The organism is Nocardioides sp. 1609, from assembly GCF_004522105.1.
GTDB lineage: Bacteria > Actinomycetota > Actinomycetes > Propionibacteriales > Nocardioidaceae > Nocardioides.
Genome location: NZ_SPUJ01000004.1, coordinates 174,166 through 199,488 on the forward strand (window position 1 = coordinate 174,166; position 25,323 = coordinate 199,488).

A 25,323-nucleotide genomic window follows, 5' to 3' on the forward strand; every position below is an offset into this window, starting at 1 on the left:
ACGGGCGCTCGCCGGTGGTGCGGCGACGGGTCCGAGGACGCGGACGGCGCCCTGCCGCCGACTTCGGCCACGCGGCTGCACCCGCCCACGTATCTTGTGCCCCATGTCCCCCCAGGCACGCACGGCAGCTCCGGATCCCGCCCCCCAGGTGGCCGGCCTCGACGTGCTCCCCGAGCTCGGTTCCTTCGACCACTACGCCCGGCTGGTGCGCCGCAGCCTCGACGTCCCGGTCGGCCTCGTCAGCATCGTCGAGGACTACCGCCAGGTCTTCCCCGGCGCCCTCGGCCTGCCCGACCCCTGGCAGGAGGAGCGCGAGACGCCGCTGACGCACTCGTTCTGCAAGTACGTCGTGGCGGAGGAGAAGCCCCTGATCATCGAGGACGCGCGCGAGGAGCCACGCCTCGCCGACAACCTCGCGATCCCGATCCTGGGGGTCATCGCCTACGCCGGGTGGCCGATCACCAACAGCCACGGGCAGGTCATCGGCTCCCTGTGCGCCATCGACGGCGAGCCGCGGGCGTGGAGCGTCGTCGACCTCGAGAACCTGTCCGACCTGGCCGCGGCCTGCTCGGCCGAGATCGCCCAGCGCGAGCTCGTCCTGGAGGCCTCGAGCCTGGTCTCGGAGCTCGAGCGCAGCAACGAGCACCTCGAGACCCTCGGTGCGCAGGTGAGCCACGACCTGCAGAACCCGATCGGCGCCCTCTCGGGCACGCTCGAGATGCTCGACGACGCGTGCGCCGCCGAGACCCCCGACGCCGCCACGATGCGACTGCTCCTCTCGCGCGCCCACCGCTGCGTCTCGCGGATGTCGGTGCTGGTGCGCGACGTCCTGCGCTACTCCGTCGTCGGCGGCGAGCTGACCGTCCGCGACGTCGACGTGGTCGACCTGGTCACGTCGGTGCTCGACGACGTCCCGGCCCTCGCCGACGTGCCGGTGGGCGTCGGCGACCTCCCGTCGGTCAACGCCGACGCGCTCCAGCTGCGGCTGCTCCTGCAGAACCTCCTCGCGAACGTCGCCAAGCACGCCGGGGGTGGGCCGGTGGAGGTGCAGGCCCACGTCGACGGCGACGGCGACGACGAGAGCTGGGTGCTCGAGATCGTCGACCACGGGCGGGGGATCCCGCCGGAGGACCGCGACCGGGTCTTCGCCGTCCACGAGCGCCTCGACCACTCCGTCCCCGGCTCCGGGCTGGGCCTGGCGACCTGCCGGCGGGTCGTGGCGGCCCACCACGGCACGATCGGTCTCGACGAGACCCCCGGTGGCGGTACGACGGTGCGCGTCCGGCTGCCCCGCCGGGCGGGGTTGACCGCCAGCTGAGCGGTCCCCGGCGGCGGGATTTCCCCGGTCGACCGGGGAAACCTGAACTGGGGGGCCGCTGCCCCGGCCCCCAGGTTCAGGTTTGGGCCGCCCGGTCGCGACGTCGGTCAGGCGCGCCCGTCGGGGTAGAGGCCGCGGACCCGTCCGAAGAGGCGGGTCAGCCCGAAGATGGCGTCGATCGCCGGCGTCGGGACGTCGAGTCGGCGGCCGAGCTCGTGGACGGCGCCGATCAGCGCGTCGAGCTCGAGCGGCCGGCCGGCCTCGACGTCGAGGAGCATCGAGGTGCGCAGGGCGCCCAGCCGGGCGGTGACGACGTGCCGGTCCTCGGGCGTCTCCGTGATCGGGCAGCCGACGAGGGCGCCGATCCGCTGCGCCTCCAGCATCGCGGCGGAGCAGAGCCCGCGCAGGAGCGGGTCGTCGAGGACGCGGTCGCCGGTCGCGCCGGTCAGCGCGGTGACCGGGTTCATCGTCATGTTGCCCCAGAGCTTGTACCAGGCGTCGCGGCGCACGTCGGTGCTCGACGTGACGTCGAAGCCGGCCGCGGTCAGGACGCCGGCGACGGCGTCCACGCGCGAGGACGGGCCGCCCCCGGGCTCGCCGACGATCAGCCCGTTGCCCAGGTTGTGGTGCACCAGGCCCGGCTCGACGGTGGCGCAGCTGGCGTGCACGACGCCGCCCAGGACCCGCTCGAACGGCACCGCCGCGGCGATCCGACCGCCCGGGTCGACGCTCTCCAGCGGGCCGAGGTCGCTCCCGTGCGTGAACCACCACGGCACGCCGTTGAGGAACGGCAGCACCACGGTGCCGGCGCCGAGCAGGGGCTCCAGGCGGCCGACCACCGCTTCGAGGGCCGTCGCCTTCACGGCCAGGACGACGACGTCCTGCTCCCCGAGGTCGGCCGTGCTCGCGGACACGCGGGCCGGGGCACCCACCCGTGCGCCGTCCTGGTCGAGTCGCCAGCCGTGCGTCTCGAGCGCCGTGAGCGTGGCACCGCGCGCGAGCGCGCTCACCTCCGCGGCACCCGACGCCGCCAGCCGCGTCCCGATCCATCCGCCGATCGCGCCGGCTCCCACGATGCACACCCTCACGGACAGTGACGATCTCACGGACAGTGGCGACCGGGGGCGACGGCAGATGGCCTACGGTTCTCGCCATGGCCGAGTCGATGTCCCGTGAGCTGATCCTGCCCGCACGGAGGCTCGGCGTGCCGCCCCGCCCGTCCGAGCGGCAGCTGGCGCTGCTCGCCGAGAAGAGCTCGGGGGAGTGGACCACCAGCCCGCGCGACTGGACGACGCAGCAGGTCGTCCGCCTCGCCGTCGCCGCCGTCCTGTCCGCCCACGTCGCGGGATCGGCCGACGTCGACGCGGAGCAGGCCACGCTCGGCGACGTCGCCCGGCTGTTCGGCCCGCACGTCGGGCTCTCGGCCCAGGCGTTCCGGCTCTCGGTCATCGAGGCCGTCAACGCCGGTGTCCCGGCCGCCGTCGACCCGCTGCGTGACGCCCTGCGCCGGCTCGGCGTCACCGGGCGCGAGCCGCTCGTGATGGTCGCGCTCGGCCTCGACCGGGTGCCGTCCTCCGACAAGGAGTTCTGGGCGTCGGCCCGCTCCTCGAGCACCGTCACCGCCGTCGTCGACGGCGTCGCCACCGGCCAGCACCGCTCCGACCTCAGCCGGCTCGACCGGCGCCAGCTCACCCGTGCCGACGCGCTCGTCCTCGCCGCGGGCCGGGTCACCGCCGTCGCGATCGGTGCCGCCCCGGCCGCGGGCGGGTCGTGGGTCGACGTCCCCGTCGCGCTCACCCGGCCGCACCGCCGCAGCCGCGACGAGCTCGCCCGCAAGGGCGGGCGCAACGAGCCCCAGCAGGTCGTGCTGCGCGCCGACGGGTGGACCGACGTCTTCGAGATCGCGCTGGACGCGCTCGGCGCCGCGATGCACCAGCTCGACACCGGCCAGCGTCCGCGCGGCCGCTCCTCGTCGTCGATCGACGCGCTGGCGCACCGGCTGGTCTCGGCCCGCAAGCGCACGGTCGCCGACGTCGTCGCCTCGCTGCGCGACATCGACCCGACCGTGCTCGAGATGTTCGACCACCAGGTCGACGTCACCGACGTCCGCGTCGCCGTCCCGGTCCTCGACGACGACGCCTTCGGCCGGCTCTGGCTCTCGCCCGAGGCCCTCGCCGGCCCGCTCGTCCTCGGCTCCGCCGACCTCTTCCTCGGTGGCTCCGAGCCGCGGACCCAGACGCAGGGTCCCGGCCAGGCGCACGGCCGCGGCCCGCGCCCCGGCCGCGGCGCCGGACCCGGCCGCGGCGAGAGGGCGGGGCGCGGCGAGAGGCCCGGCCAGGGGGAGAGGTCCGGCCAGGGGGAGAGGTCCGGCCAGGGCGAGAAGTCCGGCCAGGGCGAGAAGTCCGGCGGGTCGCGCCGCGGCCGCGGCCGCGGCCCACGTCCGGCCGACGCGGCTCCCGCCGCCCCGACCCCGGCGCCCGAGCCCACCCCGGCTCCGACGACGCCGGACCCGGCCCCGACCACGGCTCCCGAGCCCACCCCGGCTCCGACGGCGCCGGACCCGGCCCAGACCTCGGCTCCCGAGCCCACCCCGGCTCCGACCACCACCCCGGCCCCGGCTCCCGAGCCCGCGCCGGCTCCGACGACGCCGGACCCGGCTCCAGACCCGGCCCCGGCGCCGGCCCCCGCTCCCGACCCGGCCCCGACCTCGCCCGAGTGATCGTCGCGGCCGGTCGTGTCGCGGACCGACCGGATCGGCAGCCCGAACGGCCGCGACCGTCGCCGCCGGGCGCTCGGACGGCCCCGCGGACCCCGACCGCTACGTTGGGGCGCATGGAGACACGCACCCTGGGTCGCACCGGTCGGGAGGTGTCGGTCGTCGGGCTGGGCACCTGGCAGCTCGGAGCCGACTGGGGCGAGGTGAGCGAGGACGACGCCCGCGCCGTGCTCGAGGCGTCCGCCGAGGCAGGCGTCACCTTCTTCGACACCGCCGACGTGTACGGCGGCGGGCGCAGCGAGCAGGTGATCGGCCGGTTCCTCGCCGAGCACCGCGACGCCGGCCTCACCGTCGCCACCAAGATGGGCCGCTCGGTCGAGCAGCTGCCCGAGAACTACAGCGCCGAGAACTTCCGCACCTGGGTGGACCAGTCCCGGGCCAACCTCGGCGTCGACACCCTCGACCTCGTCCAGCTGCACTGCCCGCCGTCGGCGACGGTCGACGACGACGCCACCTACGACGCCCTCGACGCGCTCGTCGCCGACGGCTCGATCGCGGCGTACGGCGTCAGCGTGGAGACCGTCGATCAGGCGCTCGCGGCGATCCGCCGGCCGCACGTCGCCTCGATCCAGATCATCCTCAACGCCTTCCGGCTCAAGCCGCTGGACGTCGTCCTGCCGGCGGCCGCCAAGGCCGGCGTCGCGATCATCGCGCGGGTGCCGCTGGCCTCCGGGCTGCTGTCGGGCCGCTACGACCGCACCACCACCTTCGCCGCCGACGACCACCGCACCTACAACCGCGACGGCAGCGCCTTCGACGTCGGCGAGACGTTCTCGGGCGTCGACTTCGAGACCGGCGTGGCTGCGGCGCAGGAGTTCTCCGCGCTGGTCGCCGGCGCCGGGCTCGACCTCACCCCGGCCCAGGCCGCCCTGGCCTGGGTCTGCCAGCAGCCGGGCGTCAGCAGCGTCATCCCCGGAGCACGCGACGCCGCCCAGGCCGCCGCCAACGCCGCCGCGGGCTCGGTCGGCCCGCTGCCCGCCGACGTGCTCGACGGCGTCCGGGCGATCTACGACGAGCACTTCCGCGCCGCCATCCACGACCGCTGGTGAGTCGCCGGTGAGCTGCTGGTGACCTGCCCGGACCGGGCGGTCTGACAGGATCGGCCCCATGGAGGCGTCCCCGTTCGCCGCCCCGATCGGCAAGGCACGGCGGCGCGGCCGCCGGTCCTTCGCGGCGCGGCGGCAGCGGTTCCGCGACAAGCGCTGGCAGATCGCCCAGTGCGCGGTCGCCGCGGGCGTCGCCTGGTTCCTCGCCAAGGACGTGCTCGGCCACGACGTCCCCGTGTTCGCGCCGATCGCGGCGGTGGTCAGCCTCGGGACGTCGTACGCCCAGCGGCTGCGTCGCGTGGTCGAGGTGACGGCCGGCGTCGCGATCGGCGTCTTCCTCGGCGACCTCCTCGTCGCCGGGCTCGGCTCAGGGGCCTGGCAGATCGCGCTCGTCGTCGGCCTGTCGATGACGGCCGCGGTGATGCTCGACGCCGGCACCCTGTTCATCAACCAGGCCGCCATCCAGGGGCTCTTCGTGGCCGCGCTGGTGCCGGGCACCGGCGCGTCGCTGACCCGGTGGACCGACGCCCTCATCGGCGGGGCGGTCGCGCTCGTCGCGGCGACCGTCGTCCCGGCCGCACCGCTGCGCCGCCCGCGCGAGCAGGCCGCCGCGGTCCTGGAGAAGGTGGCCGAGCTGCTGCGCGGGTCGGCGGCCGTGCTCGTCGACGGCGACGCCGAGCGCGCGCTCGCGCTGCTCGCCGACGCCCGCTCGACCGACCACCTCGTGCGCCGGCTCGAGGCCGCCGCCGACGAGGGGATGGCGGTCGCGACCTCCTCGCCGTTCCGGGTGCGACATCGCTCCGGGATCCGGATGATGGCCGACCTCGTGGACCCGCTCGACCGCGCGCTGCGCAGCACCCGGGTGCTGGTGCGTCAGGTGACGGTCGCGGCCTACCACGAGATCGCGGTGCCGCACTCGTACGCCGTCCTGGCCGACGAGCTCGCCGGCGCCGTCGACATCTGCGTCGCCGAGCTCAGGGCCAACCGCCAGGCGACCGCGGCCCGCCCCGCGCTGCTCGCCGTCGGGGCCGGCTCGGGCGCGGTCGAGCGGTCCGAGGAGATGACCGCCGACGTCGTGCTCGCCCAGATCCGCTCGGTCGTCGCCGACCTGCTGATGCTGACCGGGATGGAGCAGCTCGAGGCCACCGACACGCTGCCCCCGCCGCCCCGCTGAGGCCCGGCGCGGACGCGGTCACACCTGCGGGTGGTGGTCCTGGGGGCCGTCCGGAGCTACCGTCGAGCCGGCGCCGCCGCAGGCTCACGCAGCCGGCACCGTGGCGCCCGACTCCCGGTGGGACGTTCCGTCGTCCGGAGTTCGTCTGAGGCTCCTCTCCCGCCCGCGGTCGGGGGGTCTCAGTCGTGCGTACCACCCCGACGGTGGGTGCACGCGCCGTCGTCAGGTGCCACGATCACCCCGTGCCCCGGTCCCGTGTGCTTGCCATCATCCAGGCCGGCGGCGCCGGTAGCCGGATGGACGTCCTGACCCGGGAGCGCGCGAAGCCCGCGCTGCCGTTCGCCGGGGTCTTCCAGCTCGTCGACTTCCCGATGTCCAACCTGTCCAACAGCGGGATCAGCCACATCTGGCTGTCCGTGCAGTTCCAGGCGTCCTCGATGGAGGAGCAGGTCGCCAACGGCCGCCCGTGGGACCTCGACCGCAACCACGAGGGCCTGCGGCTGCTCATGCCGGAGCAGGGCACCGGCACCCTCGACGAGGACGGGTTCGCCACCGGGAACGCCGACGAGCTGTTCCGCATCCGCGACCGGGTCCAGTCGGCGCGACCCGACGTCCTGCTCGTGCTGAGCGCCGACCACGTCTACCGCGCCGACCTCGACGACGTCGTCCGGGCGCACCTGGACGCCGGCGCCGAGTGCACGGTCGTCACGACCGAGGTCCCGGTCGAGCAGGCCGGCGACCACGCCGTCGTCCGGGTGGAGGACGGGCGCGTGGTCGGGTTCGACTACAAGCCCGAGGACCCCGACTCGGGCGTCGTGGCGACCGAGATCTTCGCCTACGACCCCGCCGTGCTCGTCGAGGTGCTCGAGGAGCTCCACCGCGAGCTCGGGGCCGACGCCGGGCCCGGCGACAGCGGTCTCGGCGACTTCGGCGAGCACCTCCTGCCCCGCCTGGTCGCACGCGGCCGCACGGCGGCGTTCGCGCTGCCCGGTTACTGGCGCGACCTCGGGACGCCGAGCAAGTTCCTCGCCGCGCACCGCGACGTCCTGCTCGACGACGTCGGCGTCCTCGGCGTCGAGGACTGGCCGATCATCACCCACCAGCCGCAACGGGCGCCGGCCCGGTTCCTCGAGGGTGCGGTGCTGACCGACAGCCTCGTGAGCCCCGGGTGCACCGTGGCCGGGACGGTACGCGGCAGCGTGCTCTCCCCCGGGGTGGTCGTCGAGGCCGGCGCCGAGGTGGTCGACAGCGTGCTCTTCGCCGACACCGTCGTCCGCGCCGGGGCCTCGGTGCACCGCTCGATCGTCGACATGCGCTGCGACGTCGGCGCGGACGCCGTCGTCGGCGGCCCCGACGCCGACCTCGACGACGACGACGCGATCACCATCGTCGGGCGCGGCAGCACGGTCGCGGCCGGCGTCCGCGTCGACGTGGGGGCCCGGCTCGAGCCCGGGACGTCGGCGTGACGGGACGCCCGGGGCTCCGCGTGAGAGGCGCTGCCTTCCGCGGGGTCGAGCGATCCGATGGTCCGCGGGTTGGCACGCCGTCCGCGAGGGCCTTTAATTGCAGTGTCCCGATAGGGATACTTCGGAGTCGTCGGGGCCGGAGCCCCCCCCCCCCCCCCCACTCCAGGTGCCCGCCGGCCGGGTGGTGACCGGTGGGCCGTGACCCGTCGGTGGCGATGGCCGTCACCGACGTCGGCGGCGTCGTCGTGCTGGCCGTCGCCGGCTCGCTCGACATCGCCTCCGCGACCGGATTCCGCCGGCTGGTGAACGAGCTGCTCGTCGAGGCCCGCGTGCGGTTGGTCGTCGACCTCACCGACGTCGACTTCGTCGACTCCGTCGGGCTCGGGGTGCTGGTCTCGGCACACCGCCGGACCCGCGGCCTGCGCGGCGGCATGATCATCGTGGTCGACGGCGACCCGGTCACCCGGCTGCTGCGCCTGACCGGCCTCGACCGCGTGTTCCGCGTCGCCGCCACCCGCGCGCAGGCGCTCGCCGGCGAGGGCGACACCGCGGTGGGCCGGCCCTGAGACGTCCCCGGGCGCGGGCGGTCGCGGCCGGTGGGTCAGGGGGGCGGACGGTACGGTGGCCGGCATGAACGACCAGTCGGTGGACCGCCCGGCCGCAGGGACGCGCTCCACCCGGCAGAAGCGCGCCGTCGAGGCCGCGCTGCACGCCTCCGACGACTTCCGCACCGCCCAGGAGATCCACGACGCGCTGCGTCGCGACGGTGAGTCGGTCGGACTCGCGACGGTCTACCGCACCCTGCAGGCCCTCACCGACGCCGGTGAGGTCGACGTCGTCAAGACCGACGGCGGCGAGGCGGTCTACCGGCGCTGCAGCACGACCCACCACCACCACCTCGTGTGCCGCCACTGCGGCCGCACCGTCGAGATCGAGGGGCCGGCCGTCGAGCGCTGGGCGGCGGCCAAGGCGGCCGAGAACGACTACGTCGACGTCAGCCACACCGTCGAGCTCTTCGGCACCTGCCCCGAGTGCCGGACCGCCCGGGGCTGACGGTCGCCGTCACCCGTCCCGGTCACGCCCGTCGACCGCCGAGCGCAGGATCGCGTCCAGCGACCACGTCAGCTCCTCGCGGCTGACCTGCTCAGCGAGCATCTCGTAGCCCACGAGCGTGCACATCGCCAGCGCGGCGTGGTGGGCGGCGTCCTCGGGCCCGACCAGCTCCTCCAGGGCCTCGACGACGATCGCCCGGCGGTCGTGGTCGACCCGCTCCTGCACCGCCCGGACCCGCGGCTCGACGGCGGCCCACACCCGGATCGCGGCCTCGCTGCGGTGCGGTAGGTCGGCACTCATCCGGGCGAGCACGCGGAGCCGCTCCACGGGGTGGGCGTGCCCGCGCGCGAGCGCGACGAGCTGGGTCGTGCGCTCCTCCAGCCAGTTCTCGAGCAGCGCGTCGGTGTACTCCTGCCAGCTCGCGAACGAGTGGTAGAAGCTGCCGGTCGTGACGCCGAGGCGGCCGACGACCGCGGCCAGCTTGAGGCCGCCGTACCCCTCGGTCGCGAGGATGGCCTGGCCGGCACCGAAGTACGCCGCCCGCAACCCGCCCGTGGTCATCGACCCACCCTAGGACGGGGCGCGGGCCGCGGTGGTGTTCGCCCACGACGAACAACGGAACATCGCACCGAACCCGCGCGGTTGAGCGGACATGAGCACAACCGACACGAACACCGCCGACCTCTCCGGCCAGCCCGGCACGACCGCGCTGCCGGTCCTCTTCGTCACCGACCTCGTCGTCCTGCCGGGCATGGTGGTGCCCGTCGAGCTCGACGACGCCGCCCGCGCCGCGATCGACGCCGCCCGTGCGTCCAGCGACGGCCGGCTCCTCGTCGCCCCCCGGCTCGAGGACCGCTACGCCTCCTACGGCGTCATCGCCTCCGTCGAGCGGGTCGGTCGGCTGTCCGGCGGCGCGCCCGCCGCCGTGCTCAAGGCCGAGCGGCGTGGTCGCATCGGCAGCGGGGTCACCGGCCCCGGCGCGGCCCTCTGGGTCGAGGTCGAGACCGTCGGCGAGCACGTCACCGACCGGGCCCGCGAGCTCGCCGAGGACTACAAGCGGCTGGTCGTCGCCGTCCTCCAGCGCCGTGAGGCCTGGCAGGTGATCGACACCGTGCACCGGATGACCGACGCCAGCGCGATCGCCGACGCCGCCGGCTACGCGCCGTACCTCTCCGACGAGCGCAAGCGCGAGCTCCTCGAGACCCCGGACGTCGAGCAGCGGCTCGCCACGCTGGTCGAGTGGACCCGCGAGCACCTCGCCGAGGTCGAGCTCACCGACAAGATCGGCGAGGACGTCCGCGACGGCATGGAGAAGACGCAGCGCGAGTACCTGCTGCGCCAGCAGCTCGCCGCGATCCGCAAGGAGCTCGGTGAGGGCGAGCCCGAGGGCTCCGACGACTACCGCGCCCGGGTCGAGGCCCACACCGGACTGCCGGAGGCCGTCCGCGAGGCCGCGCTGCGCGAGGTCGACAAGCTCGAGCGGGCCAGCGACCAGAACCCCGAGGCCGGGTGGATCCGCACCTGGCTCGACACCGTGCTCGACCTGCCCTGGGGCGTCGTCACCGACGACTCCACCGACGTCGTCGCCGCCCGCGCCGTCCTCGACGCCGACCACCACGGCCTCGACGAGGTCAAGGACCGGATCGTGGAGTACCTCGCCGTCCGCGCCCGCCGCGCCGAGCGTGGCCTCCAGGTCGTCGGCGGCCGAGGCTCCGGCGCCGTCGTCCTGCTGGCCGGGCCTCCCGGCGTCGGCAAGACGTCGCTCGGCGAGTCCGTGGCCCGGGCGCTGGGCCGCAACTTCGTGCGCGTCGCCCTCGGCGGCGTCCGTGACGAGGCCGAGATCCGCGGGCACCGGCGCACCTACGTCGGCGCCCTGCCCGGCCGGATCGTCCGGGCGATCAAGGAGTCCGGCTCGATGAACCCCGTGGTGCTGCTCGACGAGGTCGACAAGGTCGGCGCCGACCACCGCGGCGACCCGGCCGCCGCCCTGCTCGAGGTGCTCGACCCGGCCCAGAACCACACCTTCCGCGACCACTACCTCGAGCTCGACCTCGACCTCTCCGACGTCCTGTTCGTCGCCACGGCGAACGTCGTCGAGCAGATCCCGAGCGCGCTGCTCGACCGGATGGAGCTGGTCACCCTCGACGGCTACACCGAGGACGACAAGGTCGCCATCGCCCGCGACTTCCTGCTCCCGCGCCAGCTGGAGCGGACGGCGCTGACGGCCGACGAGGTCACGGTCAGCGACGAGGCGCTGCACGAGCTCGCGGCCAACCACACCCGCGAGGCCGGGGTGCGCCAGATGGAGCGGCTGATCGCCCGCGCGCTGCGCAAGGCGGCGACCCGGCTCGCGACCCGGGCCGACACCCGCGTCGACATCGGGGTGGACGACCTCCACGAGCTCGTCGGGCGGCCGCGCTTCATGCCCGAGACGGCGGAGCGGACCTCGGTGCCCGGCGTGGCCACCGGTCTCGCGGTCACCGGCCTGGGCGGCGACGTCCTGTTCATCGAGGCCAGCGCCCACGACGCGGGCTCCGGCAGCGCGGGGCTGACCCTGACCGGTCAGCTGGGCGAGGTGATGAAGGAGTCGGCCCACATCGCGCTCTCCTTCGTGCACTCCCACGCCGTCGAGCTCGGCGTCGACCCGGCGTTCTTCGACAAGGCGATCCACGTGCACGTGCCCGCGGGCGCGACGCCGAAGGACGGCCCGTCGGCCGGCATCACGATGGTCACCGCGCTGACGTCGCTGGCCACCGGACGGCCGGTGCGCTCGACGGTGGGCATGACCGGCGAGGTCACCCTGAACGGACGGGTGCTGCCGATCGGCGGGCTCAAGCAGAAGCTGCTGGCCGCGCAGCGGGCCGGTCTCACCGACGTGTTCGTGCCGCTGCGCAACGAGCCCGACCTCGACGACGTCCCCGCCGAGGTCCTCGAGGCGCTCACGGTGCACGTCGTCGGCGACGTCCTCGACGTCGTCCGGGGTGCGCTGGAGGAGCCGTCCCCGGCCGTGGACGCCGCCGTCGAGGCCGCCTGAGCCGCGCCCACCCCTGGGGGTGCGGACGTGGCGGTGGCATCCGGGACATGGTCGGAGGAGTCCAGTTGTCACCGTGGTGTCGGACCAGGGAAGTCGGGGGGAGTCGTCGTGCCGGTCGTGGAGCGCACGATCACCGTCGACCGACCGCTGCCCGCGGTGTGGGCGTTCCTGTCCGACTTCACGACCACCGAGGAGTGGGACCCGCCGACGCTCTCGACCGAGCGGGTCAGCGGTGACGGCGGCGTCGGCACGACCTACCACAACGTCTCGAAGTTCGACGGGCGCAGCACGGAGGTCGACTACGTCGTCACCGAGTACGTCGAGCACGAGCGGCTCCAGCTGCGCGGCAGGGCGGCGGGGCTGGCGCTGCTCGACACCATCACCGTCGAGGACGTCCCCGGCGGCACCCGCGTGACCTACCAGGCGGTCTTCAGCCCGCGCCACGCCTCGTCGTCGGTGGTCCTCGACCGCGACGGGTTGATCGTGCTGGGGGACTTCGTGGCCGAGAGCCTGCTGGACTCCCTCGAGCACCTGTAGCCCGACCCGGGCCTCAGGAATCGAGGACGCGCACCCGGTCGGGCTGGAAGCCGTGCTGCAGGCCCCAGACGACGGCCTGGGTGCGGCTCTCGACGCCGATCTTGCGGTAGAGCGTGCGGATGTGGGTCTTCACGGTGTTGATCCCGATGAACGCGTGCTCGGTGATGTCGTCGTTGCTGAGGCCCTGGCAGATCAGCGAGAGCACCTCGGACTCGCGCGGGCTCAGCCCGAGGCGGTCACCGGGCCAGCGGCCGAGGACGTCGGCGGCCTGGGGCTCGTCGGGGGTTGCGCGAGCCGGGACCACCGTCTCGCCGGCGTGGACCCGCTCGAGGGCCGTGACGAGCTCCTCGGCCGAGGAGCGCTTCGACACGAACCCGGCCGCCCCGGCCGCCACCGACGCCTCGACGAGGGTCGGGTCCTCGTCCCAGCTGAAGACCAGGACCCGGGCGCCGTCGCCGTCGTTCGCCGTCACCGGCCGGAGGCCGCGTTGCCGCTGGCCGAAGGTGTCCACCAGGACGACGTCGACGTCGCTGACCGCGCGGGTCCCGGCCGCCACCTCCACGACCCGGATCCGGTCACCGAACGGTGCGAGGGCCGCGGCGACGCCGACGACCACGATCTCGTAGTCGTTGACGACGGCGACGCGCACGGGCGCTGCACTGCTCATCTCCCGAGGATGCCAGAGCCCGGCCCCGCGCGCTGCCGATCCCGCCGGGGGTCGGTCCGGGCTCCCCGGGGGCCGGGGTCCGGCCGGAGTCATCCGCAGGGGTGCTCCCCCAGCCGTCGACGGCGGTGAGGGTGGAGCCATGACGAGATTCGGCTACACGTTGATGACCGAGCAGAGCGGCCCCCGGGAGCTCGTCTCCTACGCGCGCGGCGCGGAGGAGGTCGGGTTCGACTTCGAGGTGTCGAGCGACCACTTCTCGCCCTGGCTGGTCGAGCAGGGGCACGCCCCGCACGCCTGGACGGTGCTCGGGGCGGTCGCCCAGGCGACCGAGCGGGTCGAGCTGATGACGTACGTGACCTGCCCGACCATGCGCTACCACCCGGTCGTCGTCGCGCAGAAGTCCGCGACGCTCCAGCTGCTGGCCGAGGGGCGCTTCACCCTCGGCCTCGGGTCGGGCGAGAGCCTGAACGAGCACGTCGTGGGGGAGGGCTGGCCCGGGGTGGCGACCCGGCAGGCGATGCTCGTCGAGGCCATCGACATCATCCGGCGGCTGCACACCGGTGAGCTGGTCGACCACGACGGCGACTACTTCCGGGTCGAGTCCGCCCGGATCTGGGACCTGCCGGACGACGGCGTCGACCTCGCCGTCGCGGTCTCCGGCGACCGCTCGATCGAGACCTTCGGACCCCTGGCCGACCACCTGGTCGCCGTCGAGCCGGACGCCTCGCTGATCGAGACCTGGAACGCCGTCGACGGGGCCCCGCGGATCGGGCCCGAGGGGCCCGGGCGCGCGATCGGGCAGATCCCGATCTGCTGGGCGCCCGACGCCGAGGGTGCGGACGCCGCCGTGAGGCTCGCCCACGAGCAGTTCCGCTGGTTCGCCGGCGGCTGGCCGGTCAACGCCGACCTGCCCACGCCCGCCGGCTTCGCGGGGGCGACGCAGTTCGTCCGCCCCGAGGACGTCGCCGAGTCGATCCCCTGCGGCCCCGACCTCGACGCGATCGTCGAGGCCGTCCAGGGCTTCGTGGACGCCGGGTTCACCGACGTCGCGCTGGTCCAGGTCGGCGACCAGTGGCAGCAGCGCTTCCTCGACGAGGCCGCCGGCCCGCTGCTGGAGAAGCTGCGGGCCTGACGGTCGTCCTCACACCGGCGTCCTCACACCGGCGTCCTCACATCTGGGTGTCGCGGCGCTCCTGCACGGTCTGCGAGCCGTCGGGGTGCGTGGTCGCGACCACGGACTTGCGCCGGCGGCTGCTGCTGAAGGTGATCGCGGTCAGCGCGATCACGGCGACGCCGACGGCGGCCATGATCCAGCCGACCGTGACGAGGTCGACCGCGTCGACGCTGTCCTTGACGGCGAGAGCGAGCACCAGGCCGACGACGAGGAGAAAAGCTCCGAATCCATATCCCATCCGGCGACCATGACAGGGCAGGGGCCCACCCCGGTCCGCCTCTGCGGGTGAAGAGGGCCCGGGTAAAGGACGGATCAGGCCCGGGGGTGGCGCACGATCCGGGTCGGGACCGGCTCGAAGCCGTGCTCGACGCCCCAGAGCACGGCCTGGGTGCGGCTGTCGACACCGATCTTCCGGTACAGCGTGCGGATGTAGGTCTTGACGGTGTTCATGCCGATGAACGCCCGCTCCGTGATCTCCTGGTTGCTCAGCCCCTGGCAGATCAGGGCCAGCACCTCGGCCTCGCGGGCGCTGAGTCCGTGCTCGTCGCCCGGCCAGCGACCGAAGTCGTCCGTGCTCACCGTGTCCGGCTTCGGGACCACGCGGCGTCCGGCGTGCGCCGCCTCCAGGGCGGCCACGAGCTCGGCGCCGGAGAGGCCCTTGGACAGGTAGCCGGCGACCCCGGCGGCCATGGCCCGCTCGACGAGGCGCGGGTCGGTGTTCCAGCTGAAGATGACGACCTGCCCGGCGGCGACGGCCCCGATCTTGTCGAGCGGGACGGCGTCGCCCTGCGGTTGTCCGAACGAGTCGTAGAGCACGAGGTCGACCGTGCTCTGGACCGGCGCCTTGGCGTCGAGCTCGACGACCTCGACGCGGTCGGCGAAGGGGTGCAGGACGGCGGCGATGCCCGCCACGACGATCTGGTAGTCGTTGACGATCGCGATGCGGAGCCGGCGTGCCATGGGGGCATCGTAGAGGCAGGGTCTGCCGTTCGGCGGGCCGCTGCCACCGGGCCGACCGGTCGTCGGGCGGACCCGCGGGGGCGGATCGAGGGTCCCGGTGGCGACGCCGCGCCCCGGGCGAGCACCCGTGTTCACCCGCAGGGGTGACCGGGCGGGGGGCGGGTGCCGTTCTCCGATAGACCTGGGCCATGACTTCCCCCGTGAGCAAGGTTGCGGTCGTGAGCCCCCTCGACGTCGTGTCGGCCGGGCTGACCGCCATGCTCTCCCACCACCCCGACCGGGTCGCGGTCGTCGAGCTGTCCACCGGCGTCGACGCCCACGACCCCGACGTGATCCTGTACGACGCCGTCGGTCTGCACCAGGGCGACGGTGCCGACCTCGAGTTCTACGTCAACTCGACCGTCTCCACCGTCCTCGTCGTCTCGCAGGACCTGCGTCCCGACCTCGCCGCGCGTGCCCTGGCCCGCGGCGCCGACGGCTTCTTCTCCCTCGGCGTCGACGACGACGAGCTGCTCAGCGCGGTGCTCTCGGCCACGCCCGTCGGGGTCGGCGCCGCGACGACGTCCGGTGCGGTGGGGTCGACCGACGCCGAGGCCGTCGGCCACCGGCTCGGCCACGACGTCGGCCTCACGCCGCGCGAGGTCGACGTGCTCACGCTGATCACCCAGGGCCTCAGCAACCAGGAGATCGCCGAGCGCAGCTACCTCAGCATCAACTCGGTGAAGACCTACATCCGCAGCGCCTACCGCCGCATCGGCGTCTCCAGCCGCAGCCAGGCCGTCGTGTGGTGCCTGCAGCACGGCTTCTCCGCCGACCGGCCGGCCTAGGTCCCCCGCCGCGGCCTGAGTACGACGACTCTGCCCCGCGGGCGGTAGGACGACCAGGCTCACGGCCATGTCGTCCACCCGTGAGACCCGGCGCGTCCCTGACGTCGTCGCTCCCCGTGCCCTCGCCGTCGCCACCTTCCTGCTCCCGGTGGCCGCGGTCGCCGTGCTGGCGTCCTGCCTCCTGCGGGCCGACGCGGCGCTGACCGCGGGTGTCGACGACCTCGACCCGCTGTACGGGCTGACCACGCTGCTGGTCGTGGTCGGGGCCGTGGTGGTCGGGGCGGGCAACCTGGTGCTGGCCGCGCTCCACTGCTTCCGCCCCACCGTCGTGCTCTCGACCGGGGTCGCCGTCGCCGGCGCCGTCTGGACGGCCGCGACCGGGGTCTCCCTCGTCCTCCTCGTCACCGTCGCCTCGGCCGCCGACCCCGCGCTCGAGGGGTCGCGCACGGCCGGCGACCAGGTCCCGTGGGCGGCCGCCGCCGTGGTCGTCGCGGTGCTCCCGCTGGCGGTCGCGCTGGTCGTGCACCGCGCCGCGCGCCGCGACACGATGTTCTGAGCAGCGACCGGTTACCGTCACCGGGTGCGGTGCGGCTACTTCGAGGACGGTCGGTGCGGCTCGTGCACCGAGCTCCGGACGCCGTACGACGCGCAGGTCGACGCGAAGGTCGAGCACTGCCGGCGCGTGCTGGGCGACCACCCGGGCCTCGCGTGGCTGCCACCGGTGGTGAGCCGGCCGAGCGGGTTCCGCAACAAGGCGAAGATGGTGGTCGGGGGCACGGCCGACCGGCCCACGCTCGGGATCCTCGACCCGCACGGCCGCGGCACCGACCTGCGCACCTGCGGGCTCTACTCGCCGCGGATGCACGCGCTGCTGCCCGCGCTCGCCGACCTGGTGGGCCGGGCCGGGCTGACGCCGTACGACGTCCCGACGCGCCGCGGCGAGCTCAAGCACCTGCTGGTGACCGAGTCGCCCGACGGCGAGCACCTGGTGCGGTTGGTGCTCCGCTCCACCGAGGGGCTGCCGCGGCTGCGCAAGCACCTGCCGGCGTTCCTCGCGGCGCGCCCGGACGTCGTCGTGGTCAGTGCCAACCTGCAGCCCGAGCACAAGGCGGTGCTGGAGGGTGCCGAGGAGGTCGTGCTGACCGAGCGGTCGACGCTGCGGGTCGCCGTCAACGGCATCGCGCTGCACCTCGGTCCGCAGAGCTTCTTCCAGACCAACACCGAGGTCGCGGCGGCGCTCTACCGGCAGGCCGCGGCGTGGGCCGACGAGGTCGCCCCGGTCGACGTCCTCGACCTCTACTGCGGGGTCGGCGGCTTCGCCCTGCACCTCGCGGCGCCGGGCCGGCGGGTGCTCGGCGTCGAGGTGAGCGACCAGGCGGTCGCGAGCGCCACGACGACGGCCGCCGAGCTGGGCCTGCACGACGTCGCCTTCCTCGCGGGCGACGCGACGGCGCCGCCGGACTCCGCCGCGGACCTCGTGGTCCTCAACCCGCCGCGACGGGGCCTCGGACCCGGGCTGTGCGCGTGGCTCGAGCGCGCGCCGGCGCGGACGCTGATCTACTCCAGCTGCCGAGCGGAGTCCCTGGCCCGCGACCTCGCCGCGCTGCCGTCGTACGTCGCCGAGCGGGCGCGGGTGCTCGACATGTTCCCGCACACCGGGCACTACGAGGTCGCGGTGCTGCTGCGCCGCAGGTGAGCGGTCAGGTGCCGCAGTAGGTCGTGTAGCCGCCGAACGAGTCGGGAGCGGGCTCGGCGTAGCGCTCGAACCCCGGCCGGTCCTCGAACGGGTGGGTGACGGCCTCGAGCAGTCGGCCGAACGGCTCGAGGTCGCCGTCCGTGGCGGCGACGAGCGCCTCCTCCACGAGGTGGTTGCGCGGGACGACGACGGGGTTGGTACGGCGCATCAGCTCGGCGTCGGGGCCGAGTGCGAGCCAGCGGTCGAGCCAGGCGTCGACGCCGGCGAGGTCGACGACCAGGCTGCGGGCCGGCTCCCGGTCGCCGGTGCCGGCGGCGGTGGTGAGGGCACGGAAGAACGACGTGAGGTCGGGGTGGTTCTCCTGGAGCAGGCGCAGGAGGTCGTCGACCACCGGCTCGTCGGAGGCGGTGCCGGGCAGGCCGAGCTTGGCGCCGAGACCGGCGGACCAGGCGGCGGAGTACCGCCGGCGGAAGCCGCCGAGGGCGTCGGTCACCAGGGTCACGGCCTCGGCCTCGTCGTCGTGGACGAGCGGGAGCAGGGCCTCGCCGAGCCGGGCGAGGTTCCACTCCATGACGAGGGGCTGGTTGCCGTAGGCGTAGCGGCCCTGCTCGTCGATCGAGCTGAAGGTGGTCGTCGGGTCGAAGGACTCGAGGAACGCACAGGGGCCGTAGTCGATGGTCTCGCCGGAGATGGTGACGTTGTCGGTGTTCATCACACCGTGCACGAACCCGACCAGCATCCAACGCGCGACCAGGGACGCCTGGGCTGCGACGACGGCCTCGAACAGCGCGAGCGCGGGGTTGTCGGCGTCGGCGGCCCCGGGGTGGTGGCGGGCGATGGCGTGGTCGGCGAGGCGGCGCAGCAGGTCGGCGTCGTCGGTGGAGCGGGCGAGCTGGAAGCTCCCGACGCGCAGGTGGCTGGCGGCGACCCGGGTCAGCACGGCGCCCGGCAGCGGCACCTCGCGCTGGACCCGGCGGCCGGTCGCGACGACGGCGAGGGAGCGGGTCGTCGGGATGCCGAGGGCGTGCATGGCCTCGCTGACGACGTACTCGCGCAGCATGGGGCCGACGACGGCACGCCCGTCGCCGCCGCGCGCGAACGGCGTCCGGCCGGAGCCCTTGAGGTGCAGGTCGCGCCGCTGCCGGGGGCCGCCGAGCTCGCCGAGCAGGAGGGCCCGGCCGTCGCCGAGCCGGGGCGAGTAGCCGCCGAACTGGTGGCCGGCGTAGGCCTGCGCGACGGGGGTCGCCCCCGCCGGCAGGGCGTTGCCGACGAGGAGCCGGACGCCGTCGTCGGTGCGCAACCACGCGGGGTCGAGGCCGAGCTCGACGGCGAGCGGCTGGTTGAGCACGAGCAGCCGGGGCTCGGGCGCCTCCTCGGCCCTCCAGGGCAACGCGAGCTCCGACAGCTCGGTCGCGAAGGTGTTGCCGAGCTCGAGCGACGGGGCGGAGATGCTCACGTGTCGAGGCTACGCGGCGCTGCGAACCCGGCCCGAGGATCGGCGGTCGCGGACGTCGCGCACCAGGGCGGCGGCCGCGTCGTCCCAGGTCGGGTGGTCGAACACGAAGCCGGCGTCGACGAGCCGTCCCGGGACGACCCGGCGGCTCTTGAGGAGCAGCTCGGTGTCGCTGCGCAGGGCGCGGGCGCCGAGCTCGGCCATCCACCGCGTCGCGGGGAGGGCGGGACGACGGCCCCACGCGTCCCGCAGCCCGCTCATCAGGTCGCGCTGGGGGAGCGGGTCCGGCGCCGCGAGGTTGACCGGGCCCTCGAGGTCGTCGCGGTCGAGGAGGAGCTGCACCGCGCGGCAGAAGTCGTCGCCGTGGATCCACGACACGTACTGCCCGCCGCCCGCCACGGGTCCCCCCAGCCCGAGCCGGGCCAGCCACAGGAGGTGGTCGAGGACGCCGCCCCGGTCGGGGGTCATCACCATCGCGGTGCGCAGCGCGACGCGCCGGGTCGCCGGAAGCGACGCCTCGGCCTGGGCGGCCTCCCAGCGCCGGGCGATCCGGACGCTGTACTCCCAGTAGAGGGGGACGTCGGGCTCCTCGCCGCCGATCACGCCGGTCGCCTCGTCGTGCGCCGGCCCGCGGGTGTCGGCGTAGATGGTCGCGGTGCTCATCTGCAGCCAGACGCGGGGCGGGTGGGCCGCGGCCTCGATCGCCCGGCCGACGACCCGGGTGGACTCGACGCGCGAGTCCATCATCTCCCGCAGGTTCTCGTCGGTGTAGCGGCAGCTGACGGTGCGGCCGGCCAGGTTGACGACCGCGTCGGCGCCGTCGACCTCGCGGGCCCAGGGGCCCAGCGTCCGCCCGTCCCACCCGACGTGCCGGACTCCCTCCTCGAGGGGACCGGGGTGCCGGCTCAGGACGACGACCTCGTGCCCTGCCGTGACGAGTGCGCGGCGCAGGACGCCGCCGACCTGGCCGGTGCCACCGGGGACCACGATCTTCATGACCCGACCGTAGGCGATGATTTGAACATGTTCAATTCAGTCCACGTCGTGAGGGATCCCCGTCGTCGGGGATCCCCGACGCCGGGGGTCGCGACGTCGGGGATCCGCCTCGTAGGGGATCCTCGACGTGGCGGACCCGCATGACGACGTCCATGACCCGTCCCCACCTCGTCGTCACGGTCGTCGACGTGCGCCTCGACGTCCTGCGGGCGCGCGGCACGCGGCCGACACGGCGCCAGCGGCGCCTGTGGAGGCTCAGGCCACGAAGTCGTCCCAGCCGGCAGCCAGGTAGTCGATGAACGACGGCGAGACCCGCTCGGCCGCGAGGTGCTCGCGCGAGACGGGCTGGGCCATGCTGACGAACGTCGGGTGCGTGACGGCGCGGCGGGCGAAGTCGTGGTGGATGATCGCGCCGGTCCCGATCGTCACGAAGTCGGCGCCCCTGACCAGGCACCAGTCCGCGTCGGCGGCGCCGAGGACCTTGCCGGCGACGCCCACCCGGGCGCCGTGACGCGGGAGGTCCATGAAGTGGTCGATCAGGAGGGTGTCGTCCTCGGCGCCGTGCACCTGCTTGCGGACGTCCCAGAGCGACAGGTCGAGGTAGTCGACGAGGTCGTCGGCCATCAGCTGCGCCGCCAGCGACCTCGCCTCGTCGAGCACGATGCCGAACCGCTCCGGGCTGAGCCGGACGCCGACCTGCAGCGTGGGCGTCGACTCCCGGATGCCGCGCAGCACCTCGAACAGGAAGCGGGAGCGTCCGGCCAGGTCGCCGCCGTACTCGTCGGTGCGGTGGTTCTTGCGGACGTCGAGGAACTGGGCCGCGAGGTAGCCGTGCGCCCCGTGCACCTCGACGCCGTCGAACCCGGCCCGCTCCGCCCGCCCGGCCGCTGCGACGAAGTCGGCCACGGCCTCGCGCACCTCCGCGGTGGTCAGGGCGCGGGCACCCTTGTCGGGGTCGTCCCACGGGGCGACGACCTGCTCGCCGGACACCGCGGCGTCGGCCCGGATCCCGCCGTGGTGCAGCTGCACCGACGACACCGTGCCGGTGGCGCGCAGGCCGTCGGCGAGCCGGGTCAGGCCGGGAAGGTGGGCGTCCTCGGAGATGCCGAGCTGGCCCGGCCACGGGTTGCCGGCGCGGGCGACGTACGCCGCGCAGGTCATCGTCAGGCCGAACCCGCCCTCGCCGCGGGCGACCAGCCACTCGTACTCGTCCTCGCCCAGGGTGCCGTCGAGGCTGCTCTGCTGGTTGGTCAGCGGCGCGAGCGCCAGCCGGTTCGCCCACGCGGAGCCGCGGTGGAAGGAGAGGGGATCGTCGAGACGGGTCACCCGACCATGGTGGCGGAGCCGCCGGTGGGGGCCGCGGGCGCCCCGGCCACGCCCGTCGCCGACGCGGGTCGCCCGCGCACGGTCAGGCGCGGAGCTCGCGCCGGAGCACCTTGCCGGTGAGGGTGCGGGGCAGCCGCGCGACGAGCTCGATCTCGCGCGGGTACTTGAACGCCGCCATCCGCTCGCGGCAGTACCCGACGAGCTCGACCTCGCTCACCACGGCGTCCGGGCGGAGGGCCACGAACGCCTTGACCGACTCGCCGCGGTAGTCGTCGGGGATCCCGACCACGGCCACCTCCCGGACGGCGGGGTGGCCGGCGAGCACCTGCTCGACCTCGCGGGGCCAGACCTTGTAGCCGGAGGCGTTGATCATGTCCGTGCGGCGGTCGACGACGTGGAACCAGCCGTCGGGCGACATGAAGCCGACGTCGCCGGTGTGCAGGGCGCCGTCCGGGAGCGACTCGGCGGAGGCCTCGGGGTTGCGCCAGTAGCCGATCGCCACCTGGGGCCCGGTCGTGACGAGCTCGCCGATCTCGCCGACCGGCACGTCGCGACCGTGGTCGTCGACGACCCGGGTGACCGTGCCGAAGACCGGCAGGCCGACCGACAGCGAGCGGGTCGCCTCGTCGACCGGGGCCCGGACGCCGGGCGGCACGGCGTGCGAGGGGGAGGTGGTCTCGGTCTGTCCGTAGACGTTGTGGAGGTAGTGGCCCGTCGCCGCCTCGATCCGGTCGGCGACGGCCGGCTCGATGGGCGCCCCGCCGGAGGCGAGCACCCGGAACGAGGTGAAGTCCGCCGGCTCGGCACGGCCGTCGTCGACCAGGGCCAGGTAGGCCGTCACCGACGCCACGGCGAACGACGGCCGGTGGGTCCGGACCGCCGCGAGGACGACGTCCGGGGTGATCCGGTGGGTCAGCACGACGGGCGACCCGAGCAGCAGCGCCAGCACCACCCCGCCGACCAGGCCCGTGACGTGGAAGACCGGTGACAGCGCGAGGACGGGCTCACCCGGCGCGAGGCCGTACCAGTCGCGGTAGGTCTGCGCGCTGTGGGCGAGGTTCGCGTGCGTGAGCATCGCCGCCTTGGGGCGCCCGGTGGTGCCCGAGGTGTAGGCGAGGACGGCGACGTCATCGGGTCGCGGGCGGGCGGTCGGGGGCGGCGCCGCGCCGGTGGTCAGCACCGCGGCGAGGTCGAGGGTGTCGCCGGGCCCGCTCCGGTCGTCGTCCGGGCCGGCCACGGTGACGACCGTGTGCACGCCGAGGTCGCCGGGGGCCAGCACGGCGCGGGCGACGTCCTCGTAGAGGTCGGCGAGGACCAGCAGCGCGGCGGGCTCGCAGTCGCGCAGGGTCTGGTCGAGCTCGCGAGCGCGGAGCATCGGGCTCACCAGCGCGGCCGCCCCGCCGGCCTTCCACGCGGCGAGGAGGCCGACCAGGAACGCCGGGTCGTTCTGGACGCACAGGGCCAGCCGGTCGCCGCGCCGGAAGCCCCGCGCCACGAGCAGCGCGGCGAGGGCGTCGGAGCCGCGGTCGAGCCAGGCCCACGACAGCGAGGTACCGAGGTAGTGCGCCGCGGCGGCGTCGGGGACGGCGCCCACCGCGGCGGCGAGCATCGAGAGCCCGTCGGCGTGGTCCGGCACGAACGTCGCCGGGCGGCCGGGGGGGTAGTGCGCGAGCCAGGGGCGCGCGTCGTGCTCCATCCGTTCCCCCTGGTCGTCGTCGCGTCTCGGGCACCCGTGCCCCGATTCTGCCCGACGTCCTGGCGGCGGGGGTGCGATCCTCCTCCGAGGTGCGCGTCGCCGCCGTCCGTGTCGCGACCACCCACGGCGGCCCTAGGATGTTCAGCATGACTGAACTCTCGGCGGACGACGAGCGGCACGCCGGTGCCGCGGTCCGGCAGGCGCGGCGGACCGCGGGCCTGACCCTGCGCGAGCTGGCCGACCGGGTCGGGGTCAGCGTCGGCACCATGAGCGCGGTCGAGAACGGCAAGGTCGGGCTCACCGTCGTCCGGCTCCGCCAGATCGCCGTGGTGCTCGACGTCTCGCCCGCCCGGCTGCTCGCCCCGCCGGTCGGGACCGGGCCCGCGAGCCACCCGCCGGGCCACCGCGACTGGCGTGCGTTCCCGCCGCTCGCCCTCGATCCCGTGCTGGCCGCGGCCGTCAGCGTCTTCCGCGAGACCGGCTACCACGGGGCCACGATGCGGATGATCGCCGCGGCCGCCGACATCAGCATCGCCGGGATCTACCACCACCACCGCAGCAAGCAGAGCCTGCTGGTCGCACTCGTCGACCTGGTGATGGACGACCTGACCTGGCGCGTCAGCCGGGCGGGGGAGGAGGCGGAGACCCCCGCCGACAGGTTCGAGCGGATGGTCGAGGCGCTCGCGCTCTTCCACGCCGTGCGGGCCGACGCGGCGTTCATCGTGGCGACCGAGGTGCGCAGCCTCGAGGCCCCCGACCGTCGGCGCAACGCCGCTACCCGACGCCGCATCCAGGCCGCGCTCGACGGCGCCGCGGCCGGGGCCGTCGAGGACGGCACGTTCGGGGTCGCGCTGCCCCACAACGCGGCCCGGGCGGTCGCCACCATGTGCATGGCGCTGCCCTACTGGTACTCGCCGGAGGGGTCGCAGCCACCCGCCGAGATCGCCGCGGAGTACGCCGGGATGGCGCGCGACCTGATGCGCCCGACCCGCTGAGCCATCGGTCGACGTTCAGCCTCGCCGAACTCCGTCCCCGACTCTGTCGACGGGCGAGAACGGGGGTTGACTACCGCTCGGATCGTTGTGACGCTCATCTCACTGAACCCGTCAGAACGTTCGATCACCCTGGTTCAGCACACCCGCGCACCCGCCCGACGAAAGGCATGCTCGATGACCGACGCACCCGACCTGACCGACCTCCTGGCCGACTCCCCGTCCAACTGGGGCAAGTGGGGCGACGACGACGAGGTCGGCGCGCTGAACTACCTCGGTCCCGAGCAGGTCGTCGCCGCGGCGTCGCTGATCTCCAGCGGCAAGGTGTTCACGCTGCAGCGCCTGATCGGTGACCCGAAGGGCGACCCGGTGTGGCCGGGCCGCACCCCGGCCGAGCGCACCCAGATCCTCGACGAGTCGAGCTGGGACGGCGACGACGCACCCGCCTTCCCCGGCGGCCTGCACTACGCCGACGACAAGATCAACGCCTTCCTGCAGGGCTCCACCCAGTACGACGCCCTCGGCCACGTCTGGTACGGCGGGCAGATCTGGAACGGCTACGACGCCCGCACCACCATCGGCGGCCTCGACAAGGCCAGCATCCAGCCGATCGCCGAGAAGGGCGTCGTCGGGCGTGCGGTGCTGCTCGACATGGCGCGCTTCCGCGGCAAGCCGACCCTCGACGCGGCCGAGACCTACACCCACGAGGACCTCCTCGCCTGCGCCGAGGCCCAGGGTGTGGAGCTGCGCAAGCGCGACATCATCGTTATCCGCACCAACTACCTGCAGCTCTTCTTCGAGCTCGGCGACAAGTTCTACGAGGGCTTCTGCGAGCCGGGCCTCGTCTACAGCCCCGAGCTCGTGCAGTGGTTCGCCGACATGGAGATCCCCAACCTGGTGACCGACACGATCGCCAACGAGGTCACCTTCGACCCCAACAACGGCGTCGCCCTGGTCCTCCACAACGCGCTGATGCGCAACCTCGGGGTCACGCTGACCGAGATCGCCGACCTCGAGCAGCTGGCCGCCGACTGCGCCGAGGACGGCGTCTACGAGTTCTTCTACGCCGCCGCCCCCCTCAAGGTGGCGCTCGGCAGCGGCTCCCCGGTCAACCCGATCGTCATCAAGTAGT

Annotated in this window: 24 protein-coding genes; 15 read left to right on the forward strand and 9 right to left on the reverse strand. The window is 74.4% G+C overall.

Translation table 11 applies throughout. From position 1 onward, the window contains the following. Positions 1 to 103 precede the first annotated feature (103 nt). Complete coding sequence (locus E4623_RS11220) at positions 104 to 1,318, forward strand: GAF domain-containing sensor histidine kinase (protein ID WP_134766635.1); 1,215 nt, start codon at positions 104 to 106, stop codon at positions 1,316 to 1,318. A 107-nt stretch (positions 1,319 to 1,425) separates the two neighbouring features. Here the strand turns inward: E4623_RS11220 and E4623_RS11225 are convergent, their stop codons facing one another. Further along, a complete protein-coding gene (locus E4623_RS11225; RefSeq protein ID WP_348537291.1) occupies positions 1,426 to 2,424 on the reverse strand; it encodes a 2-dehydropantoate 2-reductase in 999 nt (332 codons plus the stop codon). A 47-nt stretch (positions 2,425 to 2,471) separates the two neighbouring features. Between E4623_RS11225 and E4623_RS22975 the strand changes: the two genes are divergently transcribed. The 6 genes from E4623_RS22975 to E4623_RS11255 all read left to right on the forward strand — a co-directional run bounded on the left by E4623_RS22975 (position 2,472) and on the right by E4623_RS11255 (position 8,833). Continuing rightward, complete coding sequence (locus tag E4623_RS22975; protein WP_209020634.1) at positions 2,472 to 4,037, forward strand: hypothetical protein; 1,566 nt, start codon at positions 2,472 to 2,474, stop codon at positions 4,035 to 4,037. Positions 4,038 to 4,150: 113 nt separating this feature from the next. Further along, on the forward strand, positions 4,151 to 5,143 hold the full coding sequence (locus E4623_RS11235; protein ID WP_134766637.1) for an aldo/keto reductase: 993 nt from the start codon (positions 4,151 to 4,153) through the stop codon (positions 5,141 to 5,143). A 58-nt stretch (positions 5,144 to 5,201) separates the two neighbouring features. Further along, on the forward strand, positions 5,202 to 6,314 hold the full coding sequence (locus E4623_RS11240; RefSeq protein ID WP_134766638.1) for an FUSC family protein: 1,113 nt from the start codon (positions 5,202 to 5,204) through the stop codon (positions 6,312 to 6,314). A gap of 242 nt (positions 6,315 to 6,556) precedes the next feature. Continuing rightward, complete coding sequence (locus E4623_RS11245; RefSeq protein ID WP_134766639.1) at positions 6,557 to 7,780, forward strand: sugar phosphate nucleotidyltransferase; 1,224 nt, start codon at positions 6,557 to 6,559, stop codon at positions 7,778 to 7,780. A 191-nt stretch (positions 7,781 to 7,971) separates the two neighbouring features. Then, a complete protein-coding gene (locus tag E4623_RS11250) occupies positions 7,972 to 8,346 on the forward strand; it encodes an STAS domain-containing protein (RefSeq protein ID WP_134766640.1) in 375 nt (124 codons plus the stop codon). Between the two features lie 64 nt (positions 8,347 to 8,410). Continuing rightward, positions 8,411 to 8,833 (forward strand): Fur family transcriptional regulator, encoded by a 423-nt coding sequence (locus E4623_RS11255; protein WP_134766641.1) that lies wholly within the window; start codon positions 8,411 to 8,413, stop codon positions 8,831 to 8,833. 9 nt (positions 8,834 to 8,842) lie between these two features. On the opposite strand, the gene E4623_RS11260 is transcribed toward E4623_RS11255, so the two are convergent. Next, a complete protein-coding gene (locus E4623_RS11260) occupies positions 8,843 to 9,394 on the reverse strand; it encodes a TetR/AcrR family transcriptional regulator (RefSeq protein WP_134766642.1) in 552 nt (183 codons plus the stop codon). Positions 9,395 to 9,485: 91 nt separating this feature from the next. On the opposite strand from E4623_RS11260, the gene lon reads away from it, so the two are divergent. Both lon and E4623_RS11270 read left to right on the forward strand, forming a co-directional pair. After that, entirely contained in the window at positions 9,486 to 11,867 is a 2,382-nt protein-coding gene (lon, locus tag E4623_RS11265) for an endopeptidase La (RefSeq protein WP_134766643.1), read from the forward strand. 108 nt (positions 11,868 to 11,975) lie between these two features. Beyond that, positions 11,976 to 12,404, forward strand: coding sequence for an SRPBCC family protein (locus tag E4623_RS11270; RefSeq protein WP_209020635.1), 429 nt, complete (start codon positions 11,976 to 11,978; stop codon positions 12,402 to 12,404). A gap of 13 nt (positions 12,405 to 12,417) precedes the next feature. On the opposite strand, the gene E4623_RS11275 is transcribed toward E4623_RS11270, so the two are convergent. Continuing rightward, positions 12,418 to 13,071, reverse strand: coding sequence for a response regulator transcription factor (locus E4623_RS11275; RefSeq protein ID WP_134766644.1), 654 nt, complete (start codon positions 13,069 to 13,071; stop codon positions 12,418 to 12,420). 139 nt (positions 13,072 to 13,210) lie between these two features. Here E4623_RS11275 and E4623_RS11280 point away from each other — a divergent pair, with 139 nt between their 5' ends. Further along, the gene (locus E4623_RS11280) at positions 13,211 to 14,203 is read left to right on the forward strand and encodes a TIGR03557 family F420-dependent LLM class oxidoreductase (protein ID WP_134766645.1); all 993 of its coding nucleotides are present in this window, start codon (positions 13,211 to 13,213) and stop codon (positions 14,201 to 14,203) included. Positions 14,204 to 14,240: 37 nt separating this feature from the next. On the opposite strand, the gene E4623_RS11285 is transcribed toward E4623_RS11280, so the two are convergent. Both E4623_RS11285 and E4623_RS11290 read right to left on the reverse strand, forming a co-directional pair. After that, the gene (locus tag E4623_RS11285; RefSeq protein ID WP_134766646.1) at positions 14,241 to 14,483 is read right to left on the reverse strand and encodes a DUF6458 family protein; all 243 of its coding nucleotides are present in this window, start codon (positions 14,481 to 14,483) and stop codon (positions 14,241 to 14,243) included. Between the two features lie 74 nt (positions 14,484 to 14,557). Continuing rightward, positions 14,558 to 15,205: a response regulator transcription factor gene (locus E4623_RS11290; RefSeq protein ID WP_134766647.1), complete on the reverse strand. Its 648-nt coding sequence runs from the start codon at positions 15,203 to 15,205 to the stop codon at positions 14,558 to 14,560. Positions 15,206 to 15,423: 218 nt separating this feature from the next. Here E4623_RS11290 and E4623_RS11295 point away from each other — a divergent pair, with 218 nt between their 5' ends. From E4623_RS11295 to rlmC, 3 genes are all read left to right on the forward strand, one after another. After that, on the forward strand, positions 15,424 to 16,032 hold the full coding sequence (locus E4623_RS11295) for a response regulator transcription factor (RefSeq protein WP_134766648.1): 609 nt from the start codon (positions 15,424 to 15,426) through the stop codon (positions 16,030 to 16,032). Positions 16,033 to 16,099: 67 nt separating this feature from the next. After that, positions 16,100 to 16,588 (forward strand): hypothetical protein, encoded by a 489-nt coding sequence (locus tag E4623_RS11300; protein ID WP_134766649.1) that lies wholly within the window; start codon positions 16,100 to 16,102, stop codon positions 16,586 to 16,588. A 24-nt stretch (positions 16,589 to 16,612) separates the two neighbouring features. Continuing rightward, complete coding sequence (gene rlmC / locus E4623_RS11305; RefSeq protein ID WP_134766650.1) at positions 16,613 to 17,728, forward strand: 23S rRNA (uracil(747)-C(5))-methyltransferase RlmC; 1,116 nt, start codon at positions 16,613 to 16,615, stop codon at positions 17,726 to 17,728. A 4-nt stretch (positions 17,729 to 17,732) separates the two neighbouring features. On the opposite strand, the gene E4623_RS11310 is transcribed toward rlmC, so the two are convergent. From E4623_RS11310 to E4623_RS11325, 4 genes are all read right to left on the reverse strand, one after another. Continuing rightward, positions 17,733 to 19,184, reverse strand: coding sequence for a protein adenylyltransferase SelO (locus E4623_RS11310; RefSeq protein ID WP_134766651.1), 1,452 nt, complete (start codon positions 19,182 to 19,184; stop codon positions 17,733 to 17,735). Positions 19,185 to 19,193: 9 nt separating this feature from the next. Next, positions 19,194 to 20,177, reverse strand: coding sequence for a TIGR01777 family oxidoreductase (locus E4623_RS11315; RefSeq protein WP_134766652.1), 984 nt, complete (start codon positions 20,175 to 20,177; stop codon positions 19,194 to 19,196). Between the two features lie 255 nt (positions 20,178 to 20,432). Continuing rightward, positions 20,433 to 21,503: an NADH:flavin oxidoreductase gene (locus tag E4623_RS11320; RefSeq protein WP_134766653.1), complete on the reverse strand. Its 1,071-nt coding sequence runs from the start codon at positions 21,501 to 21,503 to the stop codon at positions 20,433 to 20,435. Between the two features lie 82 nt (positions 21,504 to 21,585). Beyond that, complete coding sequence (locus tag E4623_RS11325; RefSeq protein ID WP_134766654.1) at positions 21,586 to 23,199, reverse strand: AMP-binding protein; 1,614 nt, start codon at positions 23,197 to 23,199, stop codon at positions 21,586 to 21,588. A 146-nt stretch (positions 23,200 to 23,345) separates the two neighbouring features. Here E4623_RS11325 and E4623_RS11330 point away from each other — a divergent pair, with 146 nt between their 5' ends. Further along, a complete protein-coding gene (locus tag E4623_RS11330; RefSeq protein ID WP_209020636.1) occupies positions 23,346 to 24,194 on the forward strand; it encodes a TetR family transcriptional regulator in 849 nt (282 codons plus the stop codon). A 174-nt stretch (positions 24,195 to 24,368) separates the two neighbouring features. Continuing rightward, positions 24,369 to 25,322 (forward strand): cyclase family protein, encoded by a 954-nt coding sequence (locus tag E4623_RS11335; RefSeq protein WP_134766655.1) that lies wholly within the window; start codon positions 24,369 to 24,371, stop codon positions 25,320 to 25,322. The last annotated feature ends 1 nt before the right edge of the window (position 25,323 follow it).

What these genes read in the sequence shown, in the direction of transcription:
- E4623_RS11315 (WP_134766652.1), bottom strand. Translation starts at nt 20,177, where the DNA reads ATGAAGATCGTGGTCCCCGGTGGCACCGGCCAGGTCGGCGGCGTCCTG.
- E4623_RS11300 (WP_134766649.1), top strand. Translation starts at nt 16,100, where the DNA reads ATGTCGTCCACCCGTGAGACCCGGCGCGTCCCTGACGTCGTCGCTCCC.
- E4623_RS11325 (WP_134766654.1), bottom strand. Translation starts at nt 23,199, where the DNA reads ATGGAGCACGACGCGCGCCCCTGGCTCGCGCACTACCCCCCCGGCCGC.
- E4623_RS11260 (WP_134766642.1), bottom strand. Translation starts at nt 9,394, where the DNA reads ATGACCACGGGCGGGTTGCGGGCGGCGTACTTCGGTGCCGGCCAGGCC.
- E4623_RS11335 (WP_134766655.1), top strand. Translation starts at nt 24,369, where the DNA reads ATGACCGACGCACCCGACCTGACCGACCTCCTGGCCGACTCCCCGTCC.
- E4623_RS11330 (WP_209020636.1), top strand. Translation starts at nt 23,346, where the DNA reads ATGACTGAACTCTCGGCGGACGACGAGCGGCACGCCGGTGCCGCGGTC.
- E4623_RS11280 (WP_134766645.1), top strand. Translation starts at nt 13,211, where the DNA reads ATGACGAGATTCGGCTACACGTTGATGACCGAGCAGAGCGGCCCCCGG.
- E4623_RS11285 (WP_134766646.1), bottom strand. Translation starts at nt 14,483, where the DNA reads ATGGGATATGGATTCGGAGCTTTTCTCCTCGTCGTCGGCCTGGTGCTC.
- E4623_RS22975 (WP_209020634.1), top strand. Translation starts at nt 2,472, where the DNA reads ATGGCCGAGTCGATGTCCCGTGAGCTGATCCTGCCCGCACGGAGGCTC.
- E4623_RS11275 (WP_134766644.1), bottom strand. Translation starts at nt 13,071, where the DNA reads ATGAGCAGTGCAGCGCCCGTGCGCGTCGCCGTCGTCAACGACTACGAG.
- lon (WP_134766643.1), top strand. Translation starts at nt 9,486, where the DNA reads ATGAGCACAACCGACACGAACACCGCCGACCTCTCCGGCCAGCCCGGC.
- E4623_RS11235 (WP_134766637.1), top strand. Translation starts at nt 4,151, where the DNA reads ATGGAGACACGCACCCTGGGTCGCACCGGTCGGGAGGTGTCGGTCGTC.
- E4623_RS11290 (WP_134766647.1), bottom strand. Translation starts at nt 15,205, where the DNA reads ATGGCACGCCGGCTCCGCATCGCGATCGTCAACGACTACCAGATCGTC.
- E4623_RS11220 (WP_134766635.1), top strand. Translation starts at nt 104, where the DNA reads ATGTCCCCCCAGGCACGCACGGCAGCTCCGGATCCCGCCCCCCAGGTG.
- E4623_RS11255 (WP_134766641.1), top strand. Translation starts at nt 8,411, where the DNA reads ATGAACGACCAGTCGGTGGACCGCCCGGCCGCAGGGACGCGCTCCACC.
- E4623_RS11240 (WP_134766638.1), top strand. Translation starts at nt 5,202, where the DNA reads ATGGAGGCGTCCCCGTTCGCCGCCCCGATCGGCAAGGCACGGCGGCGC.